The organism is Paenibacillus pabuli (genome assembly GCF_039831995.1).
Lineage (GTDB): Bacteria > Bacillota > Bacilli > Paenibacillales > Paenibacillaceae > Paenibacillus > Paenibacillus pabuli_C.
In genome coordinates, this window is record NZ_JBDOIO010000005.1 from 126,609 (window position 1) to 151,792 (window position 25,184).

Genomic DNA, 25,184 nt, shown 5'->3' on the forward strand with positions numbered 1-25,184 from the left:
ACGTATCACTCCCGCACTCTTTCAATTTGATCCAGCACTTCCTTCAACTTTTCTGCTTCTTTCCTGATCTCACGGTCATCCTGGCGTTTAAGGGTCTCTTCGAACTGCAGCATGACCTCGGCAATGATCGTACGGTACTCAGCGAGTGACTCTTCATACATCCGTTCTCCGCGAGCCAAAAGCAAACGGTTCTCCATCCGGTCCCGCGGATGGATCTTGATCGCTTCCAGTGCCTTGAACCGCTCGGCAATTTCCTCCTTGGACAGGTCACTTTCCTTGCCCTGAATAATCGCTACCTTTTTCTCGCCTGTCTCCACCGAAGACACTTCCACTTCCAGAATGCCGTTAATATCGTACGTGAATCGGATGTCCACGGCCTGTTGCCCTGCCGGTGCAGGCGGTACCGAGATCGTAAGTTCCCCCAGCTTGACATTGTTCTTCGCCAGTCGGCTCTCCCCTTGATAAATATCCGCTGTAATCGATGCCTGATTGTTGTGCATCGTATAATACCGCTCCACTTTACTAACGGGGATAACCGTATTCCGTTCAATGATCGGCGCAAACATGCCTGATTCGAATCGTCCATTACCCAGCGACATCGATACAGAGGTTCCCAGTGTATACGGGCATACATCTGTCAGAATCACTTCCTCTAGGTCGGCATGGCGTTCCTTCATTGCTGCCTGAATCCCCACACCAAGAGCAACAGCCTCATCCGGATGCAGATGGTTCGCAGGCAGTCGGCCAAACAATTTGCCTGTAAACGAATAAATAAGCGGCATGCGCGTAGCCCCGCCTACCAGGATTACGGCATCCAGCTCATTTAATTTGACTGAAGCATCGCGCAATGCACGCTCGACCGGTTTTTGCAATCGTGCCAGTAATGGTTTAGCCGCCTGATCGAATTTTGCACGGTCAACACGAAGCTCCTTTAGTCCCTCGTCCAGCGTTAAGGACATCATCCCTTCACGTCCATCAACAAGTGCACGTTTGCATGACTCCGCCTGCTTCCAAAGGGCTGACTGCGCCTTGCCTGACAACGTATCTTGCTGTATCTGATGCTGCTCGGCAAACATGTCCGCAAGCAGTCTTGTGAAATCCTCACCACCCAGGAAGTTATCTCCGGCAACCGACTTCACCTCCATAATCTGATCAAACAGTTCCAGCACGGATACATCAAATGTACCGCCGCCCAGATCAAATACCAGGAATTTCGTTTCCGGCTGCTGTTGATGCAGACCGTATGCTATCGCCGCTGCTGTAGGTTCGCTGAGCAAACGCTCTACCTTGAGACCAGCCAGTTCCCCTGCTCGCTGTGTAGCCTTGCGCTGGGCATCGTTGAAATATGCAGGCACGCTAATAACCGCTTCGGTCACGGGCTCCCCCAGGTAGGCTTCAGCATCCGCCTTCAGCGATTTCAATATAAAGGCCGATAATTCTTCCGGCAAAAAATGATATGTACCCAAATGGAATGTTCGACCTGTTCCCATATACCTTTTGAAGACAGAAGCCGTACGCTCCGGGTGTGTAATCAGCCGTTCTTTAGCTACTTCACCCACGAGGATCTCACCGTTGTCGTCCACACTCACGACGGAAGGTGTGAGGCGGTTGCCGAGTGCATTTGGAATAATAACGGGTTCTCCGCCAGCCCAGCAGGATACCAGGCTGTTCGTTGTTCCCAGATCAATACCGATGATTGTCATGAAGTATTTACCCTCTTTCTGTTCAACATCTATAAATGGCACAGGACAATCCAACAGGCCTTGTTATATGCTGGCATACACAAGTCTGGCATATCTGATGGACCCTGTCTAATTAACGCCTTACCAAACAATTTATCATAGATTAACAACCCGAGGACATAGGTATAACCTCACTGATTTACCCAAAAGCCGTCACCATGAATCAGACCCTAGGCACCTTCCTGACCTAATAACAGCCCAAAAACCGGATACACAAATGTGCACCCGGCCGTTCGGAATTTATGAAGTCTTTCTGTTGATGAAATGAACTAAGAACTTATCCTGAATTGCCGAATCACATGTCCATAGGTTATGCGTCCACACCTGGCTGATTGGGACGAAGAATAACAGATCCAACCGTCAGCAATATCGCAGCCATGCCACACAGAATAAGTAGCGGCAGTTTGATGTCGGACAACGTGCCGCCTGCAGAGATCGTTTCAACCGCTTGAATCGTCCATTTTTGCGGGACAAAGTTCGCCAGCTTTTGCATATAGTCCGGCATAATCGACAGCGGCCAGAAGCACCCTCCAATCATGCAGGTTGGTGTGATGATAAGCGAGTTCAGGACGTTTGCATTTTTGGATTCGCGAATCAATCCGGCGACTGTACTCGCAATGCCCATGGAGACCAGCATAAATGCAGCCAGGATGAGGAAATGTACACCAAATGGAATACCCGCATCATAATGCAGTACCCACCGGCTGATCCCCAGCACCAGTACAATTTGAATCATGCCGATGGCAAAGCTGCCCAGGAAATTACCGAGAGCAATTTCATACGCACGAACAGGAGCGGTGTACACTCTGGCCATCGTCCGCTGCCTGCGATCTTCCATAATGACAGCCACTGCGCTGGTCAGCAGTCCCATCATGAACATGATCGTAAATCCGGTCACATTGTTCAGTCCTGGTTTGGGATACATTTGCAGGTCGGTAGCTTCGCCGGAGATCTGATGTTCCGCCGTTTTCTGCAGCAGCTGTTCGAATGGCTCTTGAGCTGCTGCCGATTCTGCCATTTGTCCTTGACTTGAAGCTGCGCTCGCTGCTGCAAGCACGACCTGGGCCGACTGATGCAGTCCGGCGGCCATCCCTTCGACTGCAGCCCGCAACGTGTAGGAACTCTCACTGACACGAAGTTCAACCAGCTCAACCGATACCTGCTTCCCTTGCAGCAAGTCATCTGTATAATGAGCAGGTATAACGATCCCCGAATTCCCCTTTTGCCGGGTAATGGCTTCTCGCAGTTCTGCCTCCGTGTTCATAGGCTTGAGCAGATATTCTTCCTTCTTGGAAAGTTCATTCACAATCCATGCACCCGCTGCCCCTTGATCCTCGTTTACATAAGGAATAACCGCCCGCGTGGCTTGCTCACTCCCAAATAACGCAACTGCGCCTGTGACAACAAGGCAGGGAAGCAGCAGAAACGCCATAAATCCTCGTTTGCGTCCTATGGTGCGTTTGATCATTAACCAGGCAATATTCAGACTATTCATAGCGATATCCCACCTTCCCGTAGATCACAGCTGCAATGGTAAGCAAGACGGCACTCACAACACCGAGCATGAGGATATTATGCATAATCTCGCTCATCGAAGCATCCAGCATCATTCGCAGGAAACTCTGCAGGGCCCAGTGATTCACCGTAAATTCACCAATCCGCTGTACAAAATCAATGGCAATCGGCGTGAACCCGCCGCTAATAAACGTCATGGCAATGATGATGCCCTGCATTAACGCACTTGCGGATGCCGCATTCTTGCTCACGAGTGCCACAATCACACCGATCATCATCGAAGATATGGTAATCAGTACGCAGATCAGAACAATCAGCCAAGGATGTGTCCCCCAATTCACGCCGTATAGCCAGTAGGTCATCAGCACAATAATCAGCGCCTGCATGAAGGCCAGGAGGCTGTTGCCCGCAATTTTCCCTGCAAAAATGACACCATTGCCTACGGGAGCGGCCTGCAGGCGGGTTAAGGTTTTTTTGTCCCGCTCACTAAAAAGGCTGTTGCTCGTCGTCATGCCTGCGTATAACATAAACATGGCCAGCATGGATGCAGCATAATATTGAGAGGCACTGTATGAGGTACCTGCTGTTCCAGGATTACTGACGTTAACATAGGAGATATTGCCCGAGCCCTCGTCAGTCATGAATGCCATGGCCATACTTGCTTCCGGTCCCAGCACTTCTACTGTTGCCATATGCCTGTTCAGTTCATCCGTGAAGCGAGTAAACAACGTCTCACCTACGATGTTCAGCGTGCTGTCTTTTCCCAGAATCCATTGCAGTTTGGCGTCTTCCCCCTTCGCCATCCGTTCCTCCAGATCGGGTGGGATTAAGACTGCAAAATCGAGTTCACCTTGCCGGAGACCACGCACTGCATCCTCCTCAGTCGTAAAACGCTGTACTTTCATCATTTCGGCTACAGCCGGAGCCGCCACAAATGCATTCAGGGCTTCCGTAACTGAACCTGAACTCGAACCTGTCTGAATCACTCCCACGCTTACCCGGCCAGGAACGTTGTCCTTCCCCGTATCCATCGTACTTGATAACGCAGCCCCCAAGATAAAGATTAACAGCAGCGGTAGAACAAACAAGTTTAGGAGAACAGATCGGATTCTCAGAATCCGCCTTATTTCAAAGATGCAAATATGCCAAATGTTCATCAAAGCCACCTCCTAATCCCGCAGCGTGCGGCCGGTCAGATTGAGGAACAATGTCTCCAGATCAGGCTCCTCAACCTTAAGCGACTGAATGGCAATCTCGTGTTTGCTGCAGATGAAAAGGATATCCTGCAGATCCTGCTGAGCCGAAGGCAGCGTAATGGTCAGGGTGTCTCCTGCAGCTTCTACCGCACGCACACGCGGATGGAGCCTCAGTTCCTCAACGGCACCGGGTCCAATTCCCGATGCGGTTAGCAAGATCTTCTCCTCGGACGCTACCCGCTCTCTCAGCTCTGCTTCGGTGCCGCAGGCAATGATGTGTCCCTGATCCATAATCGCTACCCGGTTACTGATCGCCGCGACTTCTTCCATGTAATGGCTTGTGTAGATAATGGTTGAGCCCATTTTATTTAGCGTGCGCACGGATTCCAAAATATGATTCCGCGACTGGGGATCGATCCCCACCGTTGGCTCATCCATAATAATCAGATCCGGCCGGTGCATAATCGCACACGCAATGTTCAGCCTGCGCTTCATTCCGCCAGAGAAAGTGGATGGGGCATCCTTCGCTTTATCCTGCAACCCGACAAATTCGAGCGATTCCTGCACTCTCTCCTTCAACAGTTTCCCGCGCAGTCCGTATAGCCTGGCAAAAAAAGTGACATTCTCTGCAGCAGTCATCGCTTCATACAGAGCCAGGTCCTGCGGCACGAGTCCAATCCTGCGTTTGACTTCAAGCGGCCGCTCCTTGACTGAGATGCCATCCAGCCGGATTTCGCCCTGTTCGATGCCGAGCAGACCGGCAATCATGCTGATGGTGGTGCTTTTGCCTGCACCGTTCGGTCCTAAGAGTCCAAAAATCTCCCCTTTATCCACACTCAGGTTCAAATGATCCACCGAGAGTTTACTGCCGTATCGTTTGACCACATGTTCCATTTCTAGAATAGCCATTGCTTATACACTCCTCTTCCACTCCAGCATCCCGCCGCCGGATTTCATATCTGTATTGTACCGAATCCAACAGTCCCGCAAAGGTACAAAAGGTCATGAGATTAAGGTGACTTAAGTCATCTCCTGCAGAAGAAGCAGGCTGTGCTATAATCAGGGGTGCATTACCCGTAATTTCCCATTCTATTTTAAAAGGATGTTCTTGCCTATGCCGATGCGTATACTGCAATACGGTTTAATTCTCGTTCCTGCTGTCCTGTACCTTTTGATGCAGCCCTTGGACCGGGAAGATTTATATACGCTGTATATCATCATCGCCCTCGGATTCGCTGTCTGCAAAGACTTCGCCCGTTCTCGTGCTCGACATTTGCTTCTCGTTCTGGCCGAAATACTCTGGTCCTGCTGGATGATTGCCTTATACGGACCCTTCATGTTGTTTTTGTCCTTATCTATACTCTATGTATTTATGTATCGCCTTGAAGGGACATCTCGCTGGTTGATGTTTGGAGTTCAGCTTGTCGCCAGCAATATTGCGCTGCATTGGCATAACGCTCCACCCCAGGAGCTGCTTCCTTGGTATACCTCAATACCAATCGACCCTGGATTTCCATTCATGGAAGAGACCACTGAAAGGATTGTGGGAAACCTGCTCCTTGTCCTTACCGCCGCACTCTCCTGGCAGGGTTCCAGAATGGCAAGCAGTCACGGACAGCTGGAACAGGTATACGACGAGCTTCGCAGCAAACATTTCGAGCTTCAGGATGCACGTGCACAACTGCTGCTGTTTACGAAGCAGCTCGAAGGCGTGGCCCAGGCGGAAGAGCGGACACGGATTTCAAGGCAGCTTCACGACGATATAGGACACCGTCTTATTCGTACGAAAATGATGTCTGAGGCTGCCCTGTTAACCCTTCCTTTGGACACCAAACAGGGTACGGAAATGGTAAGACAAATACGTGATCAGTTGGCGGCAAGCATGGATGATATGCGCACCACACTTCACAAGATGCGGTCTGATTCGTATGTATCCGATGCCTATTCACTAGATCATCTGTTGGAAGAAGTGGGCAGAGAGACCGGTGTGAAGACGAGTTATGAAGTCCGTGGCCCATCCCGAGAGCTGTATCCGAGCATACAGATCGTATTATATAAAAATGCCAAAGAAGCGCTGACCAATGCTCTGCGACACGGAAACGCAAGTTCAATTACGGTGGAAATGGCATTTGGAGAACGCGAGGTTTGCATGACCGTCAGTAATGATGGGAAAATCAGAACCCGGCAACCCTCAAAGGCCCCACATAAGGGAATGCGGTCCGGCAGGGGCTCAACAGAAGAGTCAACCAAGCCAGGCATGGGACACGAAGGGATGCGATTGCGTACAGAATCCATTGGAGGCCAGCTCGAGATCCGATCGATTTTTCCCTACACCGTGATTACACGCCTGCCCATGGCGAATAAAGCTGATTTGATCTGAAAGGAAGGGATGATGCTTATGTCCGAACGAAATGAACCAATCCACAGAAAGGAAGCTGACCCACTGCAGCCCATTCGGCTGATTCTCACCGATGATGACTCTTTTATTCGCGAAAGTCTTAAAGTATTGCTCGGACTTGATCCTGGAATTATCGTCACGGGTACAGCCTCAAATGGACGTGAAGCTCTTGAACTGCTGGAAGCCGGAACCGCCGCCGACGTTGTACTGATGGATATCCGGATGCCCGACTGTGATGGCGTAGAAGGCACCCGTATCATCAAATCCCGTTTCCCTGACATGCGTGTACTGATGCTGACGACATTTGACGATGACGAATACATTATCCAGGCTCTGCAGAACGGTGCTAGCGGTTATTTGCTCAAAAATGTACCCCCCGACCGAATTATTCAAGGCATCAAAACAGTACATAACGGTGATATGCTGATTCACCCTGATATTGCCCGCAAACTCGCGGGGCTGCTTCGTCCGGCTGCGGCTCCTCAAACACATCCACATCAACCTCCTGATGCTTACGGTTTAACACGAATGGAACTGGCCGTTGCAGAAGCGATATCCGAAGGGCTGTCCAACAAGGAGATTGCGGCTAAACTATTCCTGAGTGAAGGTACGGTCAAAAACTATGTCACCGAAATTCTTGGCAAACTAAGCCTGCGTGATCGGACGCAGATCGCCATCTTTATGTTGAAGAAATAGTTGAAAGTAACAGAAAGGGTACTCCCTCGCTGTCCTAGCGGTGAAGTACCCTTTATTTATTACATTTCTATCGATCCTTGTTCATTCACAGCCGGAGCTGGCAGAGCCAGCGGAGCCTCATCATTGCGATTATTTTTGCGGCGGGCAAATAATTTGAGTGTGATGATATGGAACAGGGTCAGCGGACGCAGCTGCACTGCCCAGGCTTCATGATTATCAGGGGCCATAAGCACCCCGAGCTGATGATGTTCACCTTCGTAGATGGCCCGCTGCATAAATTTACTCTCACCCTGATGGTTGCGAACTTCCAGTTTGCAAAAGGCCGGATTCATCCGCAGCGCGCGATGCAGATCCTCGGGTGAATGTACCATCACACCATTCACCTTATACAGCGTTTCTCCTGCTTCGATTCCCAGCTCTGCCGCAGGGCTATCCGGAATGACGCCAAGTACTTTCAGGCCATGTACCGGATGGACAAACACCGGACTCCGGTGCTGTTCTTCAAACCCGCTGTACCACACCAGGAACTCATGTCCGATAAATGCAGCCAGAGCAGCAACCACCATAAGCGGTGACCACCATGCCGCCAAGAGACTGAGCACAAGCAGGCCTGTCCCGTAGAACAGTAACCGCTTGGCGGAAATCTGTACTTTTTGCCCTGGAAGCATACTCTGTGTAACTTCACCGAATCCAAGCAGGATAGGAAGTGCCATCAGCATGTAGCCGCCTCCTGCGTTCAGGAGCGGATTCCAAGCGAGCTCTGCTCCGCTCCCCGTTATCGGTACCAGAATCAGCAGTGGGACCGGCCAGAAATGCTGCAGCTGGTATCCTCCGACCAGCTTGCCACGCTTGCCTTCGAAGAGCAATGGCGAAGCCATGGATACCCCTTGCAAGCGAACCAGCATCGCCTCACCAAGATGCAGTAAAGCAGCCAGTACCAGTAAGGCAGGCATGTCCAGTGCACGCAATGCCTCTGTGACGCTGCCAAGCCAGCCCTCTGGCTGCCAGCCTGAAGCCACGTTCAGTCCAAACTGCACTACGCCAAGCAGTCCTGCAGCATAGGCGAAACACAGATAACGAATACGGAACAAGGCCAGAACTAACGTTGCGACCCATATACAAATTACACTGGCGAGTGTAAGGTGTGTCCCCAGGAATATGGATACCACCGAGACGCTGGCGCCAATGACGATACCTCCAAGTAAGGCACGGATCGTCTGGGTTATGGAGCTTTGCAGACGAACATGAAACAATCTGCGTTCCTGTAATAATTGACGATGATAGATCAGTGCAATCAGAATTACCGCGATATAATAAAACGGCTGAGTAAACAACTGCAGCAATGCTTCCCCTAATGTCGTTAACCATGGCCAAGCCCATTCCATGATGGCCCGTCACCCCTCTCATTCAGCCGGTTCAGAAAAAAGAAGGCTGATAATCAGCCTTCTTAATGGCTTCGACACGACGGTCTAAATATCCTTCGAGACATTTTCGATCGCGCGCTTCAGCTGTGCATCATATTGAGGATTGGCAATGCGTTCAATCAGAGCCGCTTCCAGTGATTCAGCGGTTTTCTCGTCGATCTCGCCTGTGGCCTCAATGCCTTTCTGCTTCTGGAATGCTTTGACCGCTTCTTCCGTCTTCTGGTCATAGTATCCATCTACACGATCCGGCTTGAAGTCAAGTCCTCTCAGCATCGTCTGCGCACTTTTCACATCCGTGCTATTGCTGTCATATTTCAAAGGTAATTTCTCTTTGTTGATCGGTGCCACCGAGAAGTAATCCGGCTGGTTCACCGCAATATCCGGTTTAATGCCTTTTTCATGAATCCAGTCTCCATTCGGAGTCAGCCATTTCGCAATGGTGATTTTCAGCAGGCTGCCGTCACCCATTTGCTTATCATAACTCGTCTGTACCGTACCTTTACCAAAGGAGTTTTCGCCAACCAGCGTTGCGCCTGCAGACTGTTGCAATGCACCGGCCAAAATCTCCGACGCACTCGCGCTTCCTTTGTTCATCAATACCGTGATCGGATACGACTTGCTGGAACCATTCGACTTGCTTTGCTCACGTTTGCCGTTTTTGTCCTCGACCTGCACAATTACTTTGCCTTTTGGAACAAACTGCTCGGCAATATCGATAACCACTTGCAGTACACCGCCTGGATCATTACGAACGTCAATGACCAGACCCTTCATGTTCTGTTTCTCCAGATTCGCCAGCTCTTCCTTGAAGCGTTCTCCGGTGTTCAGCGAGAATTGGGTGATGGTAATGACACCTACACCGTTATCCTCCATGTGGGCGTATACGGTCTCCAGATCAATATCATCACGCACAATGGTAAATTCAATCAATTCCGTAGAACCGGCACGTTTGACCTGTACCTTGGCTTCACTACCCTTTGGACCTCTGATTTTGTTAACAGCCTTGTTTAATTCAAGGCCTTGCAGGGATTCTCCATTCACAGACATGATCATGTCTTTGGCCCGAATACCCGCTTTCTCGGCAGGTGATCCTTTGATCGGAGAAACAACAACGACGTTTCCATCCTGCGAGGACACCTCGGCCCCGATTCCGGTAAAGGATCCTTCAATGGATTCCTCGAACTGGGCAGCCGTTTCTTGACCCATGTAGTTGGAATATGGATCTCCAAGGGATTCCATCATACCGTTTATCGCACCATCGATCAGTTTGGTCTGGTCCACATCTTTATAGTAGTTGCTTGAGATCAAATCCATTGCGGTTTCAATCTTCTTCAAATCGTTCTTCTGCTGCGTATTGCCGGTTACACTGGCCAGCAGGCCTTCACCCGAAGTGGTCTGATTGGCCATGCCGGGATAACTCATCAGTACCAGCGTAAGCAGGCTCCCTCCAAGAAGGGCTACAATGGCAAGCAGCAGCGCCGATCTTTTCTTCATCATCCGTTTGCTCACCGCCTTTAGTTTTGAAGCGTGTCAGATTCCATTGCTTTCCTGAATCCATTCCCTGAACATGCCAGCTTAGTATATGTCTAGCTTGTACGGAATATGTTTATTCCATTCCCTTGCGGTCTATCCATTATAGATAATTCATCGGGTTCACTGCCGTACCATTTTCCCGAACTTCAAAGTGCAAGTGAGGTCCTGTTGAATTTCCTGTATTGCCGGATTCGGCAATAATATCGCCTTTGCTGACCGTATCTCCCTTGCTCACCTTAAACCCGCCTTCACGCAGGTGACCATACAATGTCCACAGACCGCCACCATGGTCTACGATAACGGTATAGCCGTAACCACTGTACCACTCCGCCATGATGACGATACCGCCCGATGCCGCGTGAACCGATGTACCCGTTGGAACAGCGAAATCAACACCATTATGCATTTTTCCCACTTCCCCCGTAATAGGGTGTGTACGGCGTCCAAATGGAGAAGAAATACGTCCACCGGATACAGGTTTGGAGAAAATGCCATTCCCCGCTGAATACGTAGTCTCATTGCTGCTTGTGCTGACTTTGGTCGGTGCCTTCGCTGCCGCTGCCGCACGAGCGGCTGCAGCTGCTTTGGCTTTGGCAGCAGCTGCTGCCTGCTGCTCACGCAGTTTGTTTTTCTCTTGCAGCAGGGTTGAACGCTTGGTGGCGATCTGAATCAACACATCTTCCTGCTCCTGAGTCAGCTCTTCCGATTCTTCAATTTTAGCATCATAGGAAGCCAGAAGCACTTGCTTCTCCTGTTCCTTCTCATTCAACTGGGCTTTGCGTTGTTTCTTTTGTGCATAAAGGCTCTTGGCTTCCGCATACTGCTTGTCCAATTCGGCCTTTTTGTCCACAACGAGCTGCTTGTCCTTTTTGTGCTCATCCAGCAAATGTTGGTCCTGATCCACAATGGTTTTCAGCGAGTCTGCACGGGTCAAGAAATCGGAAAAACTTGTTGAAGACAACAACACATCCAGATAGGATACTGCTCCATCCGTATACATCAGACGTACACGGGATTCAAGCAGTTTCTCCCTTGCAACGATACGCTCCTCTGCAGCCTGCAAATCCTTTTTCGTCGTACGAAGATTTTCTTCTGTATTCTCAATCTCCAGAGATACGTTCGCCAGTTCATCACTGACAACATTGATCTGCTCCATGACAACCTTCAGATAAGCATTGGTTTTGTTCTTGTAGTGCTGAGCTTCCTTCTTATTGGCAGCTGCCTTTTTCTGTTCCTGTTTGGCCGCAGCCGCCTTGCCCTCCAGCTGCTTAATCTGTTGATCTATGTCGCTAATGCTACTCTTGGCATATCCGTCCGAAGGTTGAAGCGTCAAACCGGCCAATAACGTAAAGGCCAGCAGCGAAGCTGTTTTTTTCAAAATGGTGATCCCCCATCCTATGAATTCACAAGAAAGCAACCTGCACAGGTGGTGAACATCATGTTCTATGCTTTCTTCAATCGTATAAAGAGTGCGTCTTCCCTACATATCGTCAAACAGAGTCCAATTGTGAACCTGCTTTGCCATTCTATTTCGACAATTTCTGCAATTCCATTAATGAAAGTGTTTAAACATTAAGCGATTTGCGAATGGACAGTGTACTTCCCAGAATACCAACCAGCACACCGAGCCCGATCAAAAGGGTTCCAAACAGCAACCAAATGTCGCTGAGCGGAATCAGATTAAGCATTTGCATGAATACATCCTGACCAATGGTAGCCAGCAGGCGGCTGTAACCGAAGAACAGTACTGCTACCGTAATCACTGAACCGATAAATCCAATAAGTGCTCCTTCAATAAAGAAAGGCCAGCGAATGAACGTATTCGTTGCACCCACGAGCTTCATGATGCCGATCTCCCGGCGACGGGCCAGAATCGTTACGCGAATCGTATTCGAGATCAGGAACATGGACATCAGTGCCAGTCCCCCGACAAATATAAATCCGATATTCCGGACAAGTCGTGTGAATTTAAACAGCACATCCACCGTTTCCTTGCCGTAGTTCACTTTCATGATCGGCTTCTCCGGGTGCTTTTCGTTCAATGCTTCAATTTTTTGCGCCACAAAAGTGACGGTTTCCGGTTCAATGACCTCAACTTCAATCGTCTCCGGCAGCGGATTATTATCCACATCGAAACCGTCCAGCACGTTATTCGCACTATCACCAAGACGTTCACGGAACTCCTTGAGTCCCTCTTCCTTGGAAACAAAGCGAATCTCACTCACTTCCGGCATTGCACTGATCTCCTGCTGCAGCGTATTGCGCAGGCCCTCATCCACATTCAGCTCCAGAAACGTACTGATCTCTACCTGACTGTCCACCTGGTTTGCCATGGAGTTCACATTCAGTACCAGCAGCATGAATACGCCAAGGATCAGCAGCGACACGATGATCGACATGATGGATGCCACGGACATCCAGCCATTGCGGAATACGTTTTTGAATCCCTCCCGCATATGGCGCAAGAGAGTACTAAAATTCATAACCGTATTCCCCTCTCATCTGATCCCGTACAATCTGGCCGCGTTCAATGGCGATAACCCGTTTACGCATCGTATTGACGATATCCTTGTTATGGGTTGCCATGACAATCGTCGTTCCCCTGAAATTAATCTCATCCAGCAGCTGCATAATGCCCCATGACGTCTCCGGATCAAGGTTACCCGTAGGCTCGTCCGCGATAATCACCGACGGATTGTTTACGATCGCCCGTGCGATGGCAATACGCTGCTGTTCCCCCCCTGACAACTGCGAAGGTTCACGGTTCGCCTTGCTGCGAAGTCCCACCAGATCGAGCACTTCCATCACCCGTTTCTTGATGTGACGCTTCGGTGCCTCGATAACCTCCATGGCAAAAGCCACGTTCTCGAATGCCGTCATCTTGGGCAAAAGGCGGAAATCCTGAAACACTACGCCGATGTTACGGCGCACATAAGGAATCTTGCGTGGTTTCAACTTTCCGATATTAAATCCATTGATGGATATTTGTCCTTTGGTCGGAACTTCTTCCCTGTACATCAGTTTCATAAATGTTGATTTACCTGCGCCGGACGGACCGACGATATACACAAATTCATTGCGGTCGATCTTCACCGACACCCCTTGTAATGCGTGGGTCCCATTGGCGTAGGTCTTCCACACGTCCTGCATTTCTATCACATCATCACTTCCTGCTCACATAGTTAGCCATTATCATTTCGACACAATCCCGGCAATTCCTTTAAAAAGACCTGAATTTCATCAGGAGCAATCCATTTTACCCTTATTTCGATCCTCTGGGATGGAAGCATAACAAATATATTGTAACAAATTTGTTACCTATTGAGTACCCGAAAGTTTTCCTGCATTGGATCATATATATAGAAAGTGTTACGAAATGCGGAACATCAGAAGTACAAAGGAGCGTACGGATATGAAAAAAATACATTTGGCCGTCATTGTCGTGTTTTCCATTCTCTTTATCGGTTCCGCTTCCTACGGATTGCTGTATATGTATGTGAATCAACCCGCTTTGCCGAATAAGGTACAGGTTGGCGGCTGGCAGGTCGGAGGCGTGAATCGGAGCGAGGTGCTTCTGGGACTGGACGAACGTTTGAAAAAGCTGGGGGACTGGCCTGTTACGCTGGAGGTGGATGAGCCTTCCCTGACACTGAACATGACGGCTAGCGAAGCCGGTGCAGCTTACAGTGCAGACGCATTTCGGACGGCGATACATGAGCTGGAGGAAGGGAACGTGTGGGAACGTGCGTATGCCCGTTATCATTTTGAAGAGGAATGGTCTCTGGAACAACGGTATAATGCCGAGTCCCTTAGAACACGTTTGAGCCCTGACTGGGAAAAGAAAACCTTCGGCACACCCGCGGACGCCGTCCGGCGGATCACCGCAAACGACCAGATCCAGTACATCCCGGAGAAAGGCGTCCGGCGGATCGCCTGGGATGAGCTGGAGGCTAGACTGCTGGCGAAGCTTCCCCATGACTTCACCGTGCTGGAATATGACGACAAACCCGCTCCATTACTGATTCAGCTGCCGCTGTACACCGAACAACCTGAAGTCACGGTAGAGTCATTGCGCAAGGAAGGCATTGAGCGGAAGATCATCCAATTTTCTACAGGGCTCGGCAGCAGCACGGAGGGACGCATACATAATGTCAGCGCAGCAGCAAAGTCCGTGAACGGCATGATTCTGGAGCCTGGAGGTATGTTCGATTATGAAAAAATCATTCGCCATGCCGAGAAGGAATACGGCTTCCGCGAAGCTCCGGTCATTGTAAGCGGGCGGCTTACCCCGGGTGTTGGCGGAGGCATATGCCAGGTGTCCAGTACACTATATAATGCAGCCTTGTTAACCGGACTCGATATTGTTGAGCGACGCAACCATTCAATACCCGTCAAATATTTGCCGAAAGGGCTGGACGCCACTTTTGCCTCCGGGGCCATCAATTTCCGATTTAAAAATAATACGGGCAAATCCTTGCTGATCCACGCTGAGGTAAAGAACAAGCAGTTGACCGTCAAATTTTTTGGCACATTTCCCGAGAACGTCAGTTACGCACTTGAATCCCACACCATTGAAACGTTAAGCGCCCCTGTAAAATATGTGTCCAGCAATGTTCTGCCGGACGGCGCCCAGCAGGTTTTGCAGAACGGTCAGCCTGGCTACATTGTGGAAACGGTACGCATCAAGAAGGTGGATGGCAAAGTGGTGGAGTCCAAAACTATTACGCGGGATACCTACAAAGCTCAAAATCGTCTTATCGCCCGTTCAGGTCATAGCAGCCTGCCAGATCCGCAGGAGCCTTCTGTTGTAGAGGACGGCGTAAGTGATACCAAACAGCCATAAGAAGGTCTCCAAACAAAAAGACACACCATTCTGTTCTTCCATAGAGGAAGCAGAACCGTGTGTCTTTGTTATTCAATGCTTATTAATGCCCGGCTGTGTATTCTCCCTGTTCCTCGCCGATAACCATCTTCTCTTTTCCCATAAAGAAGGAAGCAATCAAGGCCAGTGCCGCCGGAATGGCAGCCCAGGCAAACAATTGCACGATGGAGGAGGATAACGCTTGAGTTATGGCCTCCAGCACCTGAGGTGGAATTGCCTGTCTAAGCTCTGGTGAGAGCAAGGCATGCGGATCGCTCAGATTCAGGCCTTCAGGCATGGCACCCGCCGGTACTCCAGCTCCAGACCCGCCTGCTTCCGCAGCGGAGCCGGCGAGGGCATCGTTCATTTTGCGCGTAAATACCTGGCTCTGTACAATCCCAAAGATCGTAATCCCCATCGTCATTCCAAGTGAACGCAAAAAGTTAAGTGTCGAACTTGCGGCGCCGCGTCTCTGCGGTTCGAACGCATTCATCGCCGCATTGCTGAGCACCGAGAACGAAGCTCCTACACCCAGGCCGACGAGCACCATAAATACGCGGATCGTCCAGAGGGATGAGTTTTCGTCCAGTGTCGTCAGTAACCCCAGACCGAGAACAAGCAGTGCCAGCGTCGGGATCATAATGTTCCGATATTTGATCTTAGTCATGAGTACCCCACCCATCGAGGCGGTTACGACAGACCCCAGCATCATAGGCAGCAGCACGAGACCGGAATTGGTCGCTTTACCCCCGAGCACACCCTGAATAAAGATTGGAATGTATACGGACGCCGTGATAAATGCCGCGCCACTGAACATGGCAATGACATTACTGGACCAGTACACGCGGTTGCGGAACATGCCAAAAGAGATAATCGGTTCCTTCGCTCTTAATTCGGCAACGATGAATAGCAGCGCTAGCACCGCAAATCCGGCAAACAAACCGAGAATTTGCCACGAGTTCCAGGCATACGTTTTGCCACCCAATTCGAGGCCGAAGATCAGACAGACCACTGCACCAATCAGTGTCACTGCACCCAGCCAGTCAATCTGCTGGGATTGATGCTGATGAGATTCCTTGTAGAAAAACGCAATAAATACAAACGCAATCAGTCCGAGCGGCAGGTTAATATAAAATACCCATTCCCACGTGGCATACTGCGTGATGTACGCACCCAGCAGCGGTCCGAACACGCTGGACAATCCAAAGACAGCTCCAAACAATCCGCCCAACTTGCCCCGCGCTTCCGGTGCTACCACGTCAAACATGATGGTAAACGCAATCGGTACCAATGCACCTGCACCAATCCCTTGAATGGCTCTGTACATGGTAAGCTCCACAATGGATGTAGCTGTTCCACATAACGCCGATCCAAGCATAAACACGATAATGCCGAATACAAAAAACTTCTTCCGTCCGTACATGTCGGACAATTTACCGAAGATCGGCATTCCTGCCATCTCGGCTACCATGTACGCTGAGGTAACCCAAACGAATTTGTCGAGGCCACCCAGCTTGCCGACGATATCCCCCATCGCCGTGGCCACGATGGTATTATCCATCGAAGCCATCAGTATGCTGAGCAGCAGCCCTGCCAGCACCAATCCAATCCTGTTTTTACGTGCAACCATTGTACTTAATCTCTCCATTCACGCTCTATTCATATGACTGAAATAGTATATCCGAAAAGTTGTCCCCAATAATCAGTCCACGGACCGATTGCGCTGTACCAAAACTTCGGATTGCGAATGGATCTGCAGAGAAGAACGGTATTCAACCGTACCAATCCGGCAGCCCGGGCCAATTTTTATTTGATCTCCTCGAACAACCTCGGCTACCGTGTTCTCTAACTCTATGTTATCTCCTTCAATCATGTTTGCCTTAAGGATCGATGGGTTACTCGCATTACTCGTGAACAAACCTTCGAGCAGCTTCCCTCGACCATTCTTCACCGAAATAATGGAACCGCCGATCTCCCTGGCTTCAGACGGACCCATGATTCTAAGCGTCATGTGTTCTGCGGTAAGCATGCCTCCGACCGTGCAACGACCATTTAGCTTAAAAATCTCCGCCTGACAATCACCCGATAGATGAAGCTCCCCTACGACTTTCATCTTCTCAGCTTTGGCATGCAGGCCAGTCCCCTGGGTTAAATCCCCACCCTCATGGTCGACAATTCGTTCAGTTAGGGTAAGGGTTCCCGTAATTTTGATATCTGTCGATTCAAGAGACCCGTTTACAACCGACGTACCCGTACATTTGAACTGATCACATACCAAGCTATCGTTGAAGGAGGAATCCCCCACGACCTTGACCTTGCCGTATACACCGCCAGCGGAGCTGCCTTCACCGATAATACTAATGTCGTTTCTCTTGTCTGATGGACTAACGATATGGTTATCCAATTCGATCACATCCCTTTTCTTTCAAATAGAGCTTAAATCCGCTGGCTGCTGCCCACCTTGGCATCCGGATCAACCTCAAGTTCGGCTGAGTATTCGACAAGCCTGATGCTGCAGCCACGGCCAATATAAACGTTGCTGCCACGAACAATATCAGCCTCTGTATCTTCCAATACGATCTCATCCCCTTCAATTAAGGATGTCTTGAAGGATGGCGTGCCGCCCAGACCGATACTTTTCCAAAAACCACTTTGTTCCTTGCGACGAATATCAATACGCTCTCCACCTATCTCTTTGGCCGACGAAGACGTATGGAGCTTGATCTCAACAATTCCTGCATTCAGAAAGCCACTAATTTTAATATTGCCCTGTACGTTCAGGGACTCACACTGTACGTCGCCTTCAATAGTGATCATGCCGCCAATATCGATGCGTTCTCCATCCACCCGTCCACGTACGGTACATTTGCCGTTTACTTCAAGCTCGGGGCTATGGAGGTCTCCATGAATGGTTGTCAGGCCATCCACACGAACACGGGAACTGTTCAAGGGGCCATTCAGCGTGCACATGCCGTTAATGGTTGCAGTTTCTGCACTCAAGGCTCCCTGCATCTTCAATGTTCCATTCACACTCAAGGAAGTACAATCCAGATTGCCGTTTACCTTAGCCATCCCATCAATGGAAACCCGGTGAAAAGCCCCACCTGCCGTTTGGCTCAAGCCTGATACATTCAGATCATTTCTCAAATGACGTTCTTCCATGTCGATTCTCCCCTTTATCCCAATTTGAGTTTCAGCTCTTCCATAAACGTGCCCAGCGGAACTCTCAGCACCACTTTGACGCCGTGATCAAAATATAGCTCTGCTCCTGCACCAATAAGCATGAATGTCGGTACACCCATCTTGCGAATAAGCAGCAGTTCACTTGCTCTGTTTGCGAATCGATAATAATGCTCCGACATGACCTCAATCAGCAATGAGCCCTCCTGACGGGTAATATCCCCGCTTAATAGCAGCTTCTCAAGCACATAAAGCATCATGATCTGCTCCAGTGCGTACATTTGCTGTTCCCGTCCTGCCTCTCTTACCAGTTCAAGCGAAGCCAATGAAACAATGTTTCGATCCATTAATTGCTCGGCTGACATTTCCACCTCACCCAATGTGGGCGAAAACACGTCTGCCAGCTCATCCAGAGACAATCCATCCTTCATATGGAGGATCTTATCGATACGCGTCAGGATCTGCTGCTTAGGAAAAAAGGTTTCCTGCCCCGTGTATGAAGACTTCCGAATAAACCATTCTTCCGGAATAAGGTTTTTCCGCTTCCAGCGGTATAACTGACCGTAGGATATCCCCGTAAGGTCCAGCAATTCTTTTTTGGAGATCAGATCATCCGTCATATATGGTCCCCCTTTGTGTTGGAAAGAGTGTAACATAACATTGTTACGTTGTGAAGTGTGGAAATCATTTTGCTCACAATTAATCTCAATTAACCGTCACCTTCTCAACTTTCTTACTGAATGCTGTCTGATTTCCAGTTGATCGTTCACTTTCCTCGCTATGAATGTTGTTGTTGCAATGGAAGGGGAATGGGTATAACCTGTGTGATAGATACGAAGGAGTCATTAACTGAGACCGCATTCCTATCAGGTCGGGACGTCTGTTGATGAATTCATGAAAGGGGTTACTTTTGTAGAGATGGCACTCATTAAATGTGATTTTTACTCTGACACGCTAGGTCTCAGCACGAGCATGCATGTTATTCTGCCACAGCAGACCCATAATCAGATTGGGATGGAGAACGTTGCTGGGAAGGGACTGCATCCAACGCTGTATTTGCTGCATGGTCTATCCGATGATGATTCCATCTGGCTGCGCCGGACATCCATTGAACGTTACGTGGCGAATCTCGGAATCGCCGTAGTGATGCCGCAGGTACACCGCAGCTTCTATACGGATATGGCCGAAGGTGGGCGTTACTGGACATTCATTAGCGAAGAGCTGCCTGCGCTGGCACGTTCCTTCTTCCCGCTGTCTTCCAAACGGGAAGACAACTATGTTGCCGGCTTGTCCATGGGTGGTTACGGAGCGTTCAAATTGGCTCTGCGCAAACCGGATCAATATGCCGCGGCAGCTAGCTTGTCGGGCGCTCTGGATATGGCTGCACATATGGATAACAAAATCCTTTCCGCATTACAGCAGGCTGAAATGGAGCGGATCTTCGGACCCGAGATCAAGGGCTCGGAGAATGACCTGCTGCATCTGCTGAAAGAGAGCCAGGCTAGTCAGGCACCACGTCCACTCCTCTATCAATGCTGCGGTACGGAAGATTTCCTGTATGAAGAGAATCAGTCCTTCCGCAACGCTTGTGCACAGACCGATTTTCAACTGACCTATGAAGAAGAACCCGGCGGACATGACTGGGCTTACTGGGATGAGAAGATTCAAAATGTGCTGCGATGGCTGCCTTTACAATCATCTAAAGAAAGTTAGAGGATTTACAGGTTACATGCACTCCATATTCCCTTAATTTTCGCTGTACAAAAACGTTTATTAAAGATTTTATATTTCTGGATTCGCTTTACCCGCTTTTCTACTTAAGAAGAGCGGGTATTTGTCGTGGGATATATGAGACACAAGAACTACACCATACTTCACATTCCTCCTAATGTCTCATATACTTACTGCTAGTAAGTCATTAGTATCAATTGATTCTCGGTGTTAAATGTATCCAAAGCACCATAACATAAAAATGTTATTATGACGAAGATATAAGATGAGCCATATTAACTAATAAAATTAAACCGAATACATTTAATACACACTCTATATTTAAGTTATCTAGCATCTCTTTCTTTTCTAAAAATGAGAGAAGCCCATACATATATTACATAAAAATCGGGGGAAGTCTGAATGGAGTTTAAGGATTACGATGACTTAGTCGGGAATCATTTAAAACAAAATATTACAGATGTTAGAGGTGTACTTCTAATAGCCAAAGGCACTCTTCTCCTTCCAGAACATATCGACAAACTAAAAAAATTCAACATTCATATTCTGGATGTAGAGTCGGCATTGGAAGTTAACGAAGAGGATGGGGAAACGGATGATAAGATCAACTTGCAAAACCAAGACAATATCGATCAGCCTCGTATACATTTTCCATCGATCCCAACTAAAGAGCTTATTCAGCGAACGGAGTCCTATCTTAAGGGGATGAAAGACAGCCTCGAACTAAGCGGAACAGTGGATATTGAGGAAGTTGAAGATAAATTAACTTCGGTTATCATGGACACATCGAATTCAGCAAGTTTGTTCCGACTCCTTGCAGAGCTAAAGGGAACACGGGATTTTCGCTATACGCACAATATGGGAGTTGCATTCATCGCGACCAAGCTGGGAAAACAACTTCGCTTGGATGAACAGGAATTAAAGACATTGACTACAGCAGCAACTCTATATGATATCGGTTCAACCAAACTTCCTTCGGATTTAGTGAACAAAACGTCCAGATTCAACGCAAACGAGTATGAGATCATGAAACAGCACACGATCTGGGGACATGATATGCTGAAGAACTCTATGGCGAACCCTCGCGTAGCTTTGGTTGCACTTGAGCATCACGAGAGAGAAGATGGCAGTGGTTATCCGTATCGTTTAAAAGGTGACCAGATCGACCCTCTGAGCAAAATAGTCGCTCTTGCCGACGTTTACATGGCCATGATATCCCCTCGTCCATACAGGGAAGCCCACCCCTTCTTCAATGTAGTACATATGATTCACGAAGAAATTATGGATAATCGTCTGGAATCCCAGATTGGTCTAACCTTTTTGGAATCATTAATGGCATCCCAACTTGGTTGTGAGGTTTTGTTATCCGATGGAAGACAAGGTAAAATCGTTCTCGTCGATAGAAATTATCCTACTCGTCCTTTGATCGCGCTAGATCATCAAGATTTCCTTGATCTCACTAAAACAAATGCCGTAACTGTAAAGGAAATCATCGGGTGAAGAAAATGGTGACATTAGGAGATCGGTTATCGTTTGATGACAAAACCCTTTCCAGGGATATTTCATGTCTACTGGAAGTTGCTGATGCTGAATTTTATCCTGAAAACACAATAAAAAAGTTAATCAACATTCTGCGAAGAAACGGTTACGATTGCATTGAAGACATCGTTAACGCCAGCGAGAAGGAAATACGGCTATTGAAGTATATTGGACTACAAACGTTTAATACGCTGAAAATTTTGTTAATGGAGCTATCTGAGTCTGAAAGATCCAAGAATTCGGAAAGGAATATAACACACAGCTCAAAAGTCACTAAAGGATTTAGCACAAATTCTAAATATTCATTACCCTGGAATGACAGATACTAGCCCATTCTTCCCTTATTAGCCGCACATAGGTAAGCGCTCTTTTCTTCGTTTTTGGAATTTTAATTCAAATTTGAATTTTTTACATTTTGAAATGAATAAAAACCCCCTCCGGTCGTCTGTAAGAGTTCATGTAACAGAATCTCTTACTTACTTTAACCTGAGGGGGTTTTAAGAAGGTGTTCCTTCCTTAAAAAACAATGTGTTGCAACCGTAGCGTTAGCCGCGACTTGTAATCCATTGCTCCGTAATTTCAAGCACCTTTTCACTGCGTCCGATGGCTTCAGCTACCTGACCGGAAGCTGTACCGCCATATACGTTACGTGCGTTCACGACCGCTTCCGGTTGAAGCACATCATAGATACGGTCATCGAACAGCGGGGAGAACTGACGGAACTCGTCCATGCTCAGATCCAGCAAATACTTGCCGTTCTGGATGCAGTACAGCACCGTTTTACCGATGACTTCATGCGCCTGGCGGAAAGGCAAGCCTTCGCCCACGAGGAAGTCGGCAATATCCGTTGCGTTGGAGAAGTCCTGGTTCACCGCTTGACGCATCCGGTCCTTGTTCACTTTCATCGTCGCAATCATTGGTGCGAACAATTGCAGTGCTCCTTCCAGCGTAGCGACCGTATCAAACATGCCTTCCTTGTCTTCCTGCATGTCTTTGTTGTAGGCCAGAGGAAGTGATTTCAGAACGGTCAGCAAACCAATCAGGTTACCGTATACACGTCCGGTTTTACCGCGAACCAGTTCCGGGACGTCCGGGTTCTTCTTCTGCGGCATAATGCTGCTACCTGTGCAGAACGCATCGTCCAGTTCAACAAAACCAAACTCGGTACTGCTCCACAGCACCAGTTCTTCACTCAGACGAGACAGGTGAGTCATGATCAGGGAAGCGGCTGCCAGGAACTCCACGATAAAGTCACGATCGCTAACCGCATCCAGACTGTTTTCGTAAACACCGTCGAAGCCCAGCTGCTCGGCCACGAAATGACGATCAATCGGGAACGTTGTACCCGCGAGCGCACCTGCACCGAGCGGAAGAACGTTAATACGTTTATAGCTGTCCATCAGACGCTCTGCATCCCGCTGGAACATGGAGACATACGCCATCAGGTGATGGGCGAACAGAATCGGTTGTGCACGCTGAAGGTGCGTGTAGCCAGGCACAATCGTATCGAGGTTGTCCTTGGCCTGTCCAATCAACGCTTCCTGCAGCGCATGCAACATGCCGACAAAACCAACCACGCGTTCACGCAGGTACAAGTGCATGTCTGTTGCCACTTGGTCATTCCGGCTGCGACCTGTGTGCAATTTGCCGCCGACAGGGCCAATGGTTTCGATCAGGTTTTTCTCAATGTTCATGTGGATGTCTTCGTCCGAAACGGAGAATTCCACTTCGCCTGCGCGAATTTTGTGGAGTACCGTAATCAAGCCTTCCTTGATGGTTTCCACATCTTCCGCAGGTAGAATGCCGCACTTGCCCAGCATAGTTACATGGGCAAGACTGCCCTGAATATCTTCCTCAGCCAAAGCTTTGTCAAAGTTGATTGATGCCGTGTATTCCTCAACCAGATGATTGGTTTGTTTGGTAAAACGTCCTCCCCACAGCTTGCTCACGGTGAGTTCTCCCCTTTCGTTCATGGACAAAGCCGCCCCTGCCCGATGTGCAAGAACGGCCTGCCCTGTAAAGTGATATTGGTCATGATATGACGCTATTTTATAACATTATTTTTTGTTTTGTTCTACGCCGGAATTGACTTTCAGACGCAGGGCGTTCAGACGGATAAAGCCGGTTGCATCTCCTTGATCATACGCTTGTGTCGGGTCAGCTTCCATTGTAGCGATGTCCGGGTTGTACAGACTGACAGGGCTTTTCACGCCTGCGCCAATGATGTTGCCTTTGTACAGTTTTACACGCACGGTACCTGTTACGTTCTTCTGGCTTTCGCTCACCAGCGCTTGCAGCGCCAGACGTTCCGGTGCGAACCAGAAGCCGTTGTACACGAGTGTGCTGTAACGGGTGATCAGGCTATCACGCAGGTTCATAACTTCACGGTCCATGGTGATGGATTCCATTTTGCGGTGTGCTGTAAACAGAATCGTTCCACCTGGTGTCTCGTAAACGCCACGGCTCTTCATGCCGACAAAACGGTTCTCAACCATGTCGACACGGCCAATTCCGTGTTTACCGCCCAGTTCGTTCAGCTGCTCCATCACTTGAAGCGGGCTGAGACGCTCACCATTCAGCGCTACGCAGTTGCCTTGTTCGAATTCCAGTTCAACATATTCCGCTTGATCCGGTGCATCTTCCGGTGCGTTGCTCAGCAGGAACATGTCTTTGTTCTCGTCCGCACTTGGATCGAACCAAGGATCCTCAAGCACACCGCTCTCATAGCTGATATGCAGCAGGTTACGGTCTGTAGAGTAAGGCTTAGCTGCTGATGCCGTTACCGGAATGCCATGTTTCTCTGCGTATGCAATCATCTCGGCACGTCCCGGGAACTGGTTGCGGAATTCTTCCAGACGCCAAGGTGCGATGACCTGAACATCTGGTGTCAGCGCAGCTGCATTCAACTCGAACCGAACTTGGTCATTCCCTTTGCCCGTAGCGCCGTGAGCAATCGCTGTAGCGCCTTCTGCACGAGCGATATCGACCATGCGTTTCGCGATCAGCGGACGAGCGATACTTGTGCCGAGCAGGTATTGTCCTTCATACAGAGCACCCGCTTGGAACATTGGGTAGATGAAGTCTTTGGCGAACTCGTCGCGCAGATCGTCGATATATACTTTGGAAGCGCCGGTAGCGAGTGCTTTTTCTTCCAGGCCGTCCAGCTCATCCTTTTGTCCGATATCTGCTGTAAATGCGATGATCTCTGCATCATAGGTTTCTTTCAGCCATTTCAAAATTACAGATGTGTCCAACCCGCCGGAATAGGCGAGTACGATTTTTTCCTTAGCCATGTTCGTTGTTCCTCCCCAGTTTCAGTTACTATAAACTGTTATCTATCATCGCTAACCCTGCGCCTAAAATCAACTC

General features: G+C 49.1%; 20 protein-coding genes. 5 read left to right on the forward strand and 15 right to left on the reverse strand.

What is annotated here, in order from left to right:
- Window positions 1-5: 5 nt before the first annotated feature.
- The 4 genes from ABGV42_RS27385 to ABGV42_RS27400 form a co-directional block, all read right to left on the reverse strand.
- Window positions 6-1,703, reverse strand: a complete 1,698-nt coding sequence (locus ABGV42_RS27385) for a molecular chaperone HscC (protein WP_347384552.1) — start codon at window positions 1,701-1,703, stop codon at window positions 6-8.
- 349 nt (window positions 1,704-2,052) lie between these two features.
- Complete coding sequence (locus ABGV42_RS27390) at window positions 2,053-3,237, reverse strand: ABC transporter permease (protein ID WP_347384553.1); 1,185 nt, start codon at window positions 3,235-3,237, stop codon at window positions 2,053-2,055.
- Complete coding sequence (locus ABGV42_RS27395; protein ID WP_347384554.1) at window positions 3,230-4,414, reverse strand: ABC transporter permease; 1,185 nt, start codon at window positions 4,412-4,414, stop codon at window positions 3,230-3,232. Before ABGV42_RS27395 ends, ABGV42_RS27390 begins: the two co-directional genes overlap by 8 nt.
- A 12-nt stretch (window positions 4,415-4,426) precedes the next feature.
- Complete coding sequence (locus ABGV42_RS27400; protein WP_347384555.1) at window positions 4,427-5,362, reverse strand: ABC transporter ATP-binding protein; 936 nt, start codon at window positions 5,360-5,362, stop codon at window positions 4,427-4,429.
- Between the two features lie 205 nt (window positions 5,363-5,567).
- On the opposite strand from ABGV42_RS27400, the gene ABGV42_RS27405 reads away from it, so the two are divergent.
- Together ABGV42_RS27405 and ABGV42_RS27410 are read left to right on the forward strand one after the other, a co-directional pair.
- Entirely contained in the window at window positions 5,568-6,833 is a 1,266-nt protein-coding gene (locus ABGV42_RS27405) for a sensor histidine kinase (protein ID WP_347384556.1), read from the forward strand.
- 18 nt (window positions 6,834-6,851) lie between these two features.
- Window positions 6,852-7,547: a response regulator transcription factor gene (locus ABGV42_RS27410; protein WP_347384557.1), complete on the forward strand. Its 696-nt coding sequence runs from the start codon at window positions 6,852-6,854 to the stop codon at window positions 7,545-7,547.
- Between the two features lie 59 nt (window positions 7,548-7,606).
- On the opposite strand, the gene ABGV42_RS27415 is transcribed toward ABGV42_RS27410, so the two are convergent.
- The 5 genes from ABGV42_RS27415 to ftsE all read right to left on the reverse strand — a co-directional run bounded on the left by ABGV42_RS27415 (window position 7,607) and on the right by ftsE (window position 13,663).
- Complete coding sequence (locus ABGV42_RS27415) at window positions 7,607-8,932, reverse strand: PDZ domain-containing protein (RefSeq protein WP_347384558.1); 1,326 nt, start codon at window positions 8,930-8,932, stop codon at window positions 7,607-7,609.
- Between the two features lie 84 nt (window positions 8,933-9,016).
- Entirely contained in the window at window positions 9,017-10,468 is a 1,452-nt protein-coding gene (locus tag ABGV42_RS27420) for a S41 family peptidase (RefSeq protein ID WP_347384559.1), read from the reverse strand.
- A 136-nt stretch (window positions 10,469-10,604) separates the two neighbouring features.
- Entirely contained in the window at window positions 10,605-11,882 is a 1,278-nt protein-coding gene (locus tag ABGV42_RS27425; protein ID WP_347384560.1) for a murein hydrolase activator EnvC family protein, read from the reverse strand.
- 187 nt (window positions 11,883-12,069) lie between these two features.
- Window positions 12,070-12,987 (reverse strand): permease-like cell division protein FtsX, encoded by a 918-nt coding sequence (gene ftsX, locus ABGV42_RS27430; RefSeq protein WP_154894923.1) that lies wholly within the window; start codon window positions 12,985-12,987, stop codon window positions 12,070-12,072.
- Entirely contained in the window at window positions 12,977-13,663 is a 687-nt protein-coding gene (gene ftsE / locus ABGV42_RS27435) for a cell division ATP-binding protein FtsE (protein ID WP_056693908.1), read from the reverse strand. The genes ftsX and ftsE overlap by 11 nt, the downstream gene beginning before the upstream one ends.
- Window positions 13,664-13,916: 253 nt before the next feature.
- Here ftsE and ABGV42_RS27440 point away from each other — a divergent pair, with 253 nt between their 5' ends.
- Entirely contained in the window at window positions 13,917-15,347 is a 1,431-nt protein-coding gene (locus ABGV42_RS27440) for a VanW family protein (RefSeq protein ID WP_347384561.1), read from the forward strand.
- An 82-nt stretch (window positions 15,348-15,429) separates the two neighbouring features.
- Here the strand turns inward: ABGV42_RS27440 and ABGV42_RS27445 are convergent, their stop codons facing one another.
- From ABGV42_RS27445 to ABGV42_RS27460, 4 genes are all read right to left on the reverse strand, one after another.
- Window positions 15,430-16,995, reverse strand: a complete 1,566-nt coding sequence (locus ABGV42_RS27445; RefSeq protein WP_347384562.1) for an MDR family MFS transporter — start codon at window positions 16,993-16,995, stop codon at window positions 15,430-15,432.
- Between the two features lie 72 nt (window positions 16,996-17,067).
- Window positions 17,068-17,769: a hypothetical protein gene (locus tag ABGV42_RS27450; RefSeq protein ID WP_347384563.1), complete on the reverse strand. Its 702-nt coding sequence runs from the start codon at window positions 17,767-17,769 to the stop codon at window positions 17,068-17,070.
- Window positions 17,770-17,801: 32 nt separating this feature from the next.
- The gene (locus tag ABGV42_RS27455; protein ID WP_347384564.1) at window positions 17,802-18,527 is read right to left on the reverse strand and encodes a polymer-forming cytoskeletal protein; all 726 of its coding nucleotides are present in this window, start codon (window positions 18,525-18,527) and stop codon (window positions 17,802-17,804) included.
- A gap of 14 nt (window positions 18,528-18,541) precedes the next feature.
- Complete coding sequence (locus ABGV42_RS27460; protein WP_347384565.1) at window positions 18,542-19,165, reverse strand: YhbD family protein; 624 nt, start codon at window positions 19,163-19,165, stop codon at window positions 18,542-18,544.
- 298 nt (window positions 19,166-19,463) lie between these two features.
- Here ABGV42_RS27460 and ABGV42_RS27465 point away from each other — a divergent pair, with 298 nt between their 5' ends.
- On the forward strand, window positions 19,464-20,258 hold the full coding sequence (locus ABGV42_RS27465; protein WP_347384566.1) for an alpha/beta hydrolase: 795 nt from the start codon (window positions 19,464-19,466) through the stop codon (window positions 20,256-20,258).
- A gap of 420 nt (window positions 20,259-20,678) precedes the next feature.
- Entirely contained in the window at window positions 20,679-21,776 is a 1,098-nt protein-coding gene (locus tag ABGV42_RS27470) for an HD-GYP domain-containing protein (RefSeq protein WP_347384567.1), read from the forward strand.
- Between the two features lie 584 nt (window positions 21,777-22,360).
- On the opposite strand, the gene argH is transcribed toward ABGV42_RS27470, so the two are convergent.
- Together argH and ABGV42_RS27480 are read right to left on the reverse strand one after the other, a co-directional pair.
- Complete coding sequence (gene argH / locus ABGV42_RS27475; RefSeq protein WP_347385227.1) at window positions 22,361-23,764, reverse strand: argininosuccinate lyase; 1,404 nt, start codon at window positions 23,762-23,764, stop codon at window positions 22,361-22,363.
- Between the two features lie 108 nt (window positions 23,765-23,872).
- A complete protein-coding gene (locus tag ABGV42_RS27480; RefSeq protein WP_347384568.1) occupies window positions 23,873-25,108 on the reverse strand; it encodes an argininosuccinate synthase in 1,236 nt (411 codons plus the stop codon).
- Between the last annotated feature and the right edge of the window lie 76 nt (window positions 25,109-25,184).

Bases quoted from the DNA above. Each gene is read 5' to 3' on its own strand.
- ABGV42_RS27455 (WP_347384564.1), bottom strand. From the start codon at position 18,527: ATGGAAGAACGTCATTTGAGAAATGATCTGAATGTATCAGGCTTGAGC.
- ABGV42_RS27400 (WP_347384555.1), bottom strand. From the start codon at position 5,362: ATGGCTATTCTAGAAATGGAACATGTGGTCAAACGATACGGCAGTAAA.
- ABGV42_RS27460 (WP_347384565.1), bottom strand. From the start codon at position 19,165: ATGACGGATGATCTGATCTCCAAAAAAGAATTGCTGGACCTTACGGGG.
- ABGV42_RS27390 (WP_347384553.1), bottom strand. From the start codon at position 3,237: ATGAATAGTCTGAATATTGCCTGGTTAATGATCAAACGCACCATAGGA.
- ABGV42_RS27385 (WP_347384552.1), bottom strand. From the start codon at position 1,703: ATGACAATCATCGGTATTGATCTGGGAACAACGAACAGCCTGGTATCC.
- ABGV42_RS27410 (WP_347384557.1), top strand. From the start codon at position 6,852: ATGTCCGAACGAAATGAACCAATCCACAGAAAGGAAGCTGACCCACTG.
- ABGV42_RS27440 (WP_347384561.1), top strand. From the start codon at position 13,917: ATGAAAAAAATACATTTGGCCGTCATTGTCGTGTTTTCCATTCTCTTT.
- ABGV42_RS27405 (WP_347384556.1), top strand. From the start codon at position 5,568: ATGCCGATGCGTATACTGCAATACGGTTTAATTCTCGTTCCTGCTGTC.
- ABGV42_RS27420 (WP_347384559.1), bottom strand. From the start codon at position 10,468: ATGATGAAGAAAAGATCGGCGCTGCTGCTTGCCATTGTAGCCCTTCTT.
- ABGV42_RS27445 (WP_347384562.1), bottom strand. From the start codon at position 16,995: ATGGTTGCACGTAAAAACAGGATTGGATTGGTGCTGGCAGGGCTGCTG.
- ABGV42_RS27465 (WP_347384566.1), top strand. From the start codon at position 19,464: ATGGCACTCATTAAATGTGATTTTTACTCTGACACGCTAGGTCTCAGC.
- ABGV42_RS27470 (WP_347384567.1), top strand. From the start codon at position 20,679: ATGGAGTTTAAGGATTACGATGACTTAGTCGGGAATCATTTAAAACAA.
- ftsX (WP_154894923.1), bottom strand. From the start codon at position 12,987: ATGAATTTTAGTACTCTCTTGCGCCATATGCGGGAGGGATTCAAAAAC.
- ABGV42_RS27415 (WP_347384558.1), bottom strand. From the start codon at position 8,932: ATGGAATGGGCTTGGCCATGGTTAACGACATTAGGGGAAGCATTGCTG.
- ABGV42_RS27395 (WP_347384554.1), bottom strand. From the start codon at position 4,414: ATGAACATTTGGCATATTTGCATCTTTGAAATAAGGCGGATTCTGAGA.
- ABGV42_RS27480 (WP_347384568.1), bottom strand. From the start codon at position 25,108: ATGGCTAAGGAAAAAATCGTACTCGCCTATTCCGGCGGGTTGGACACA.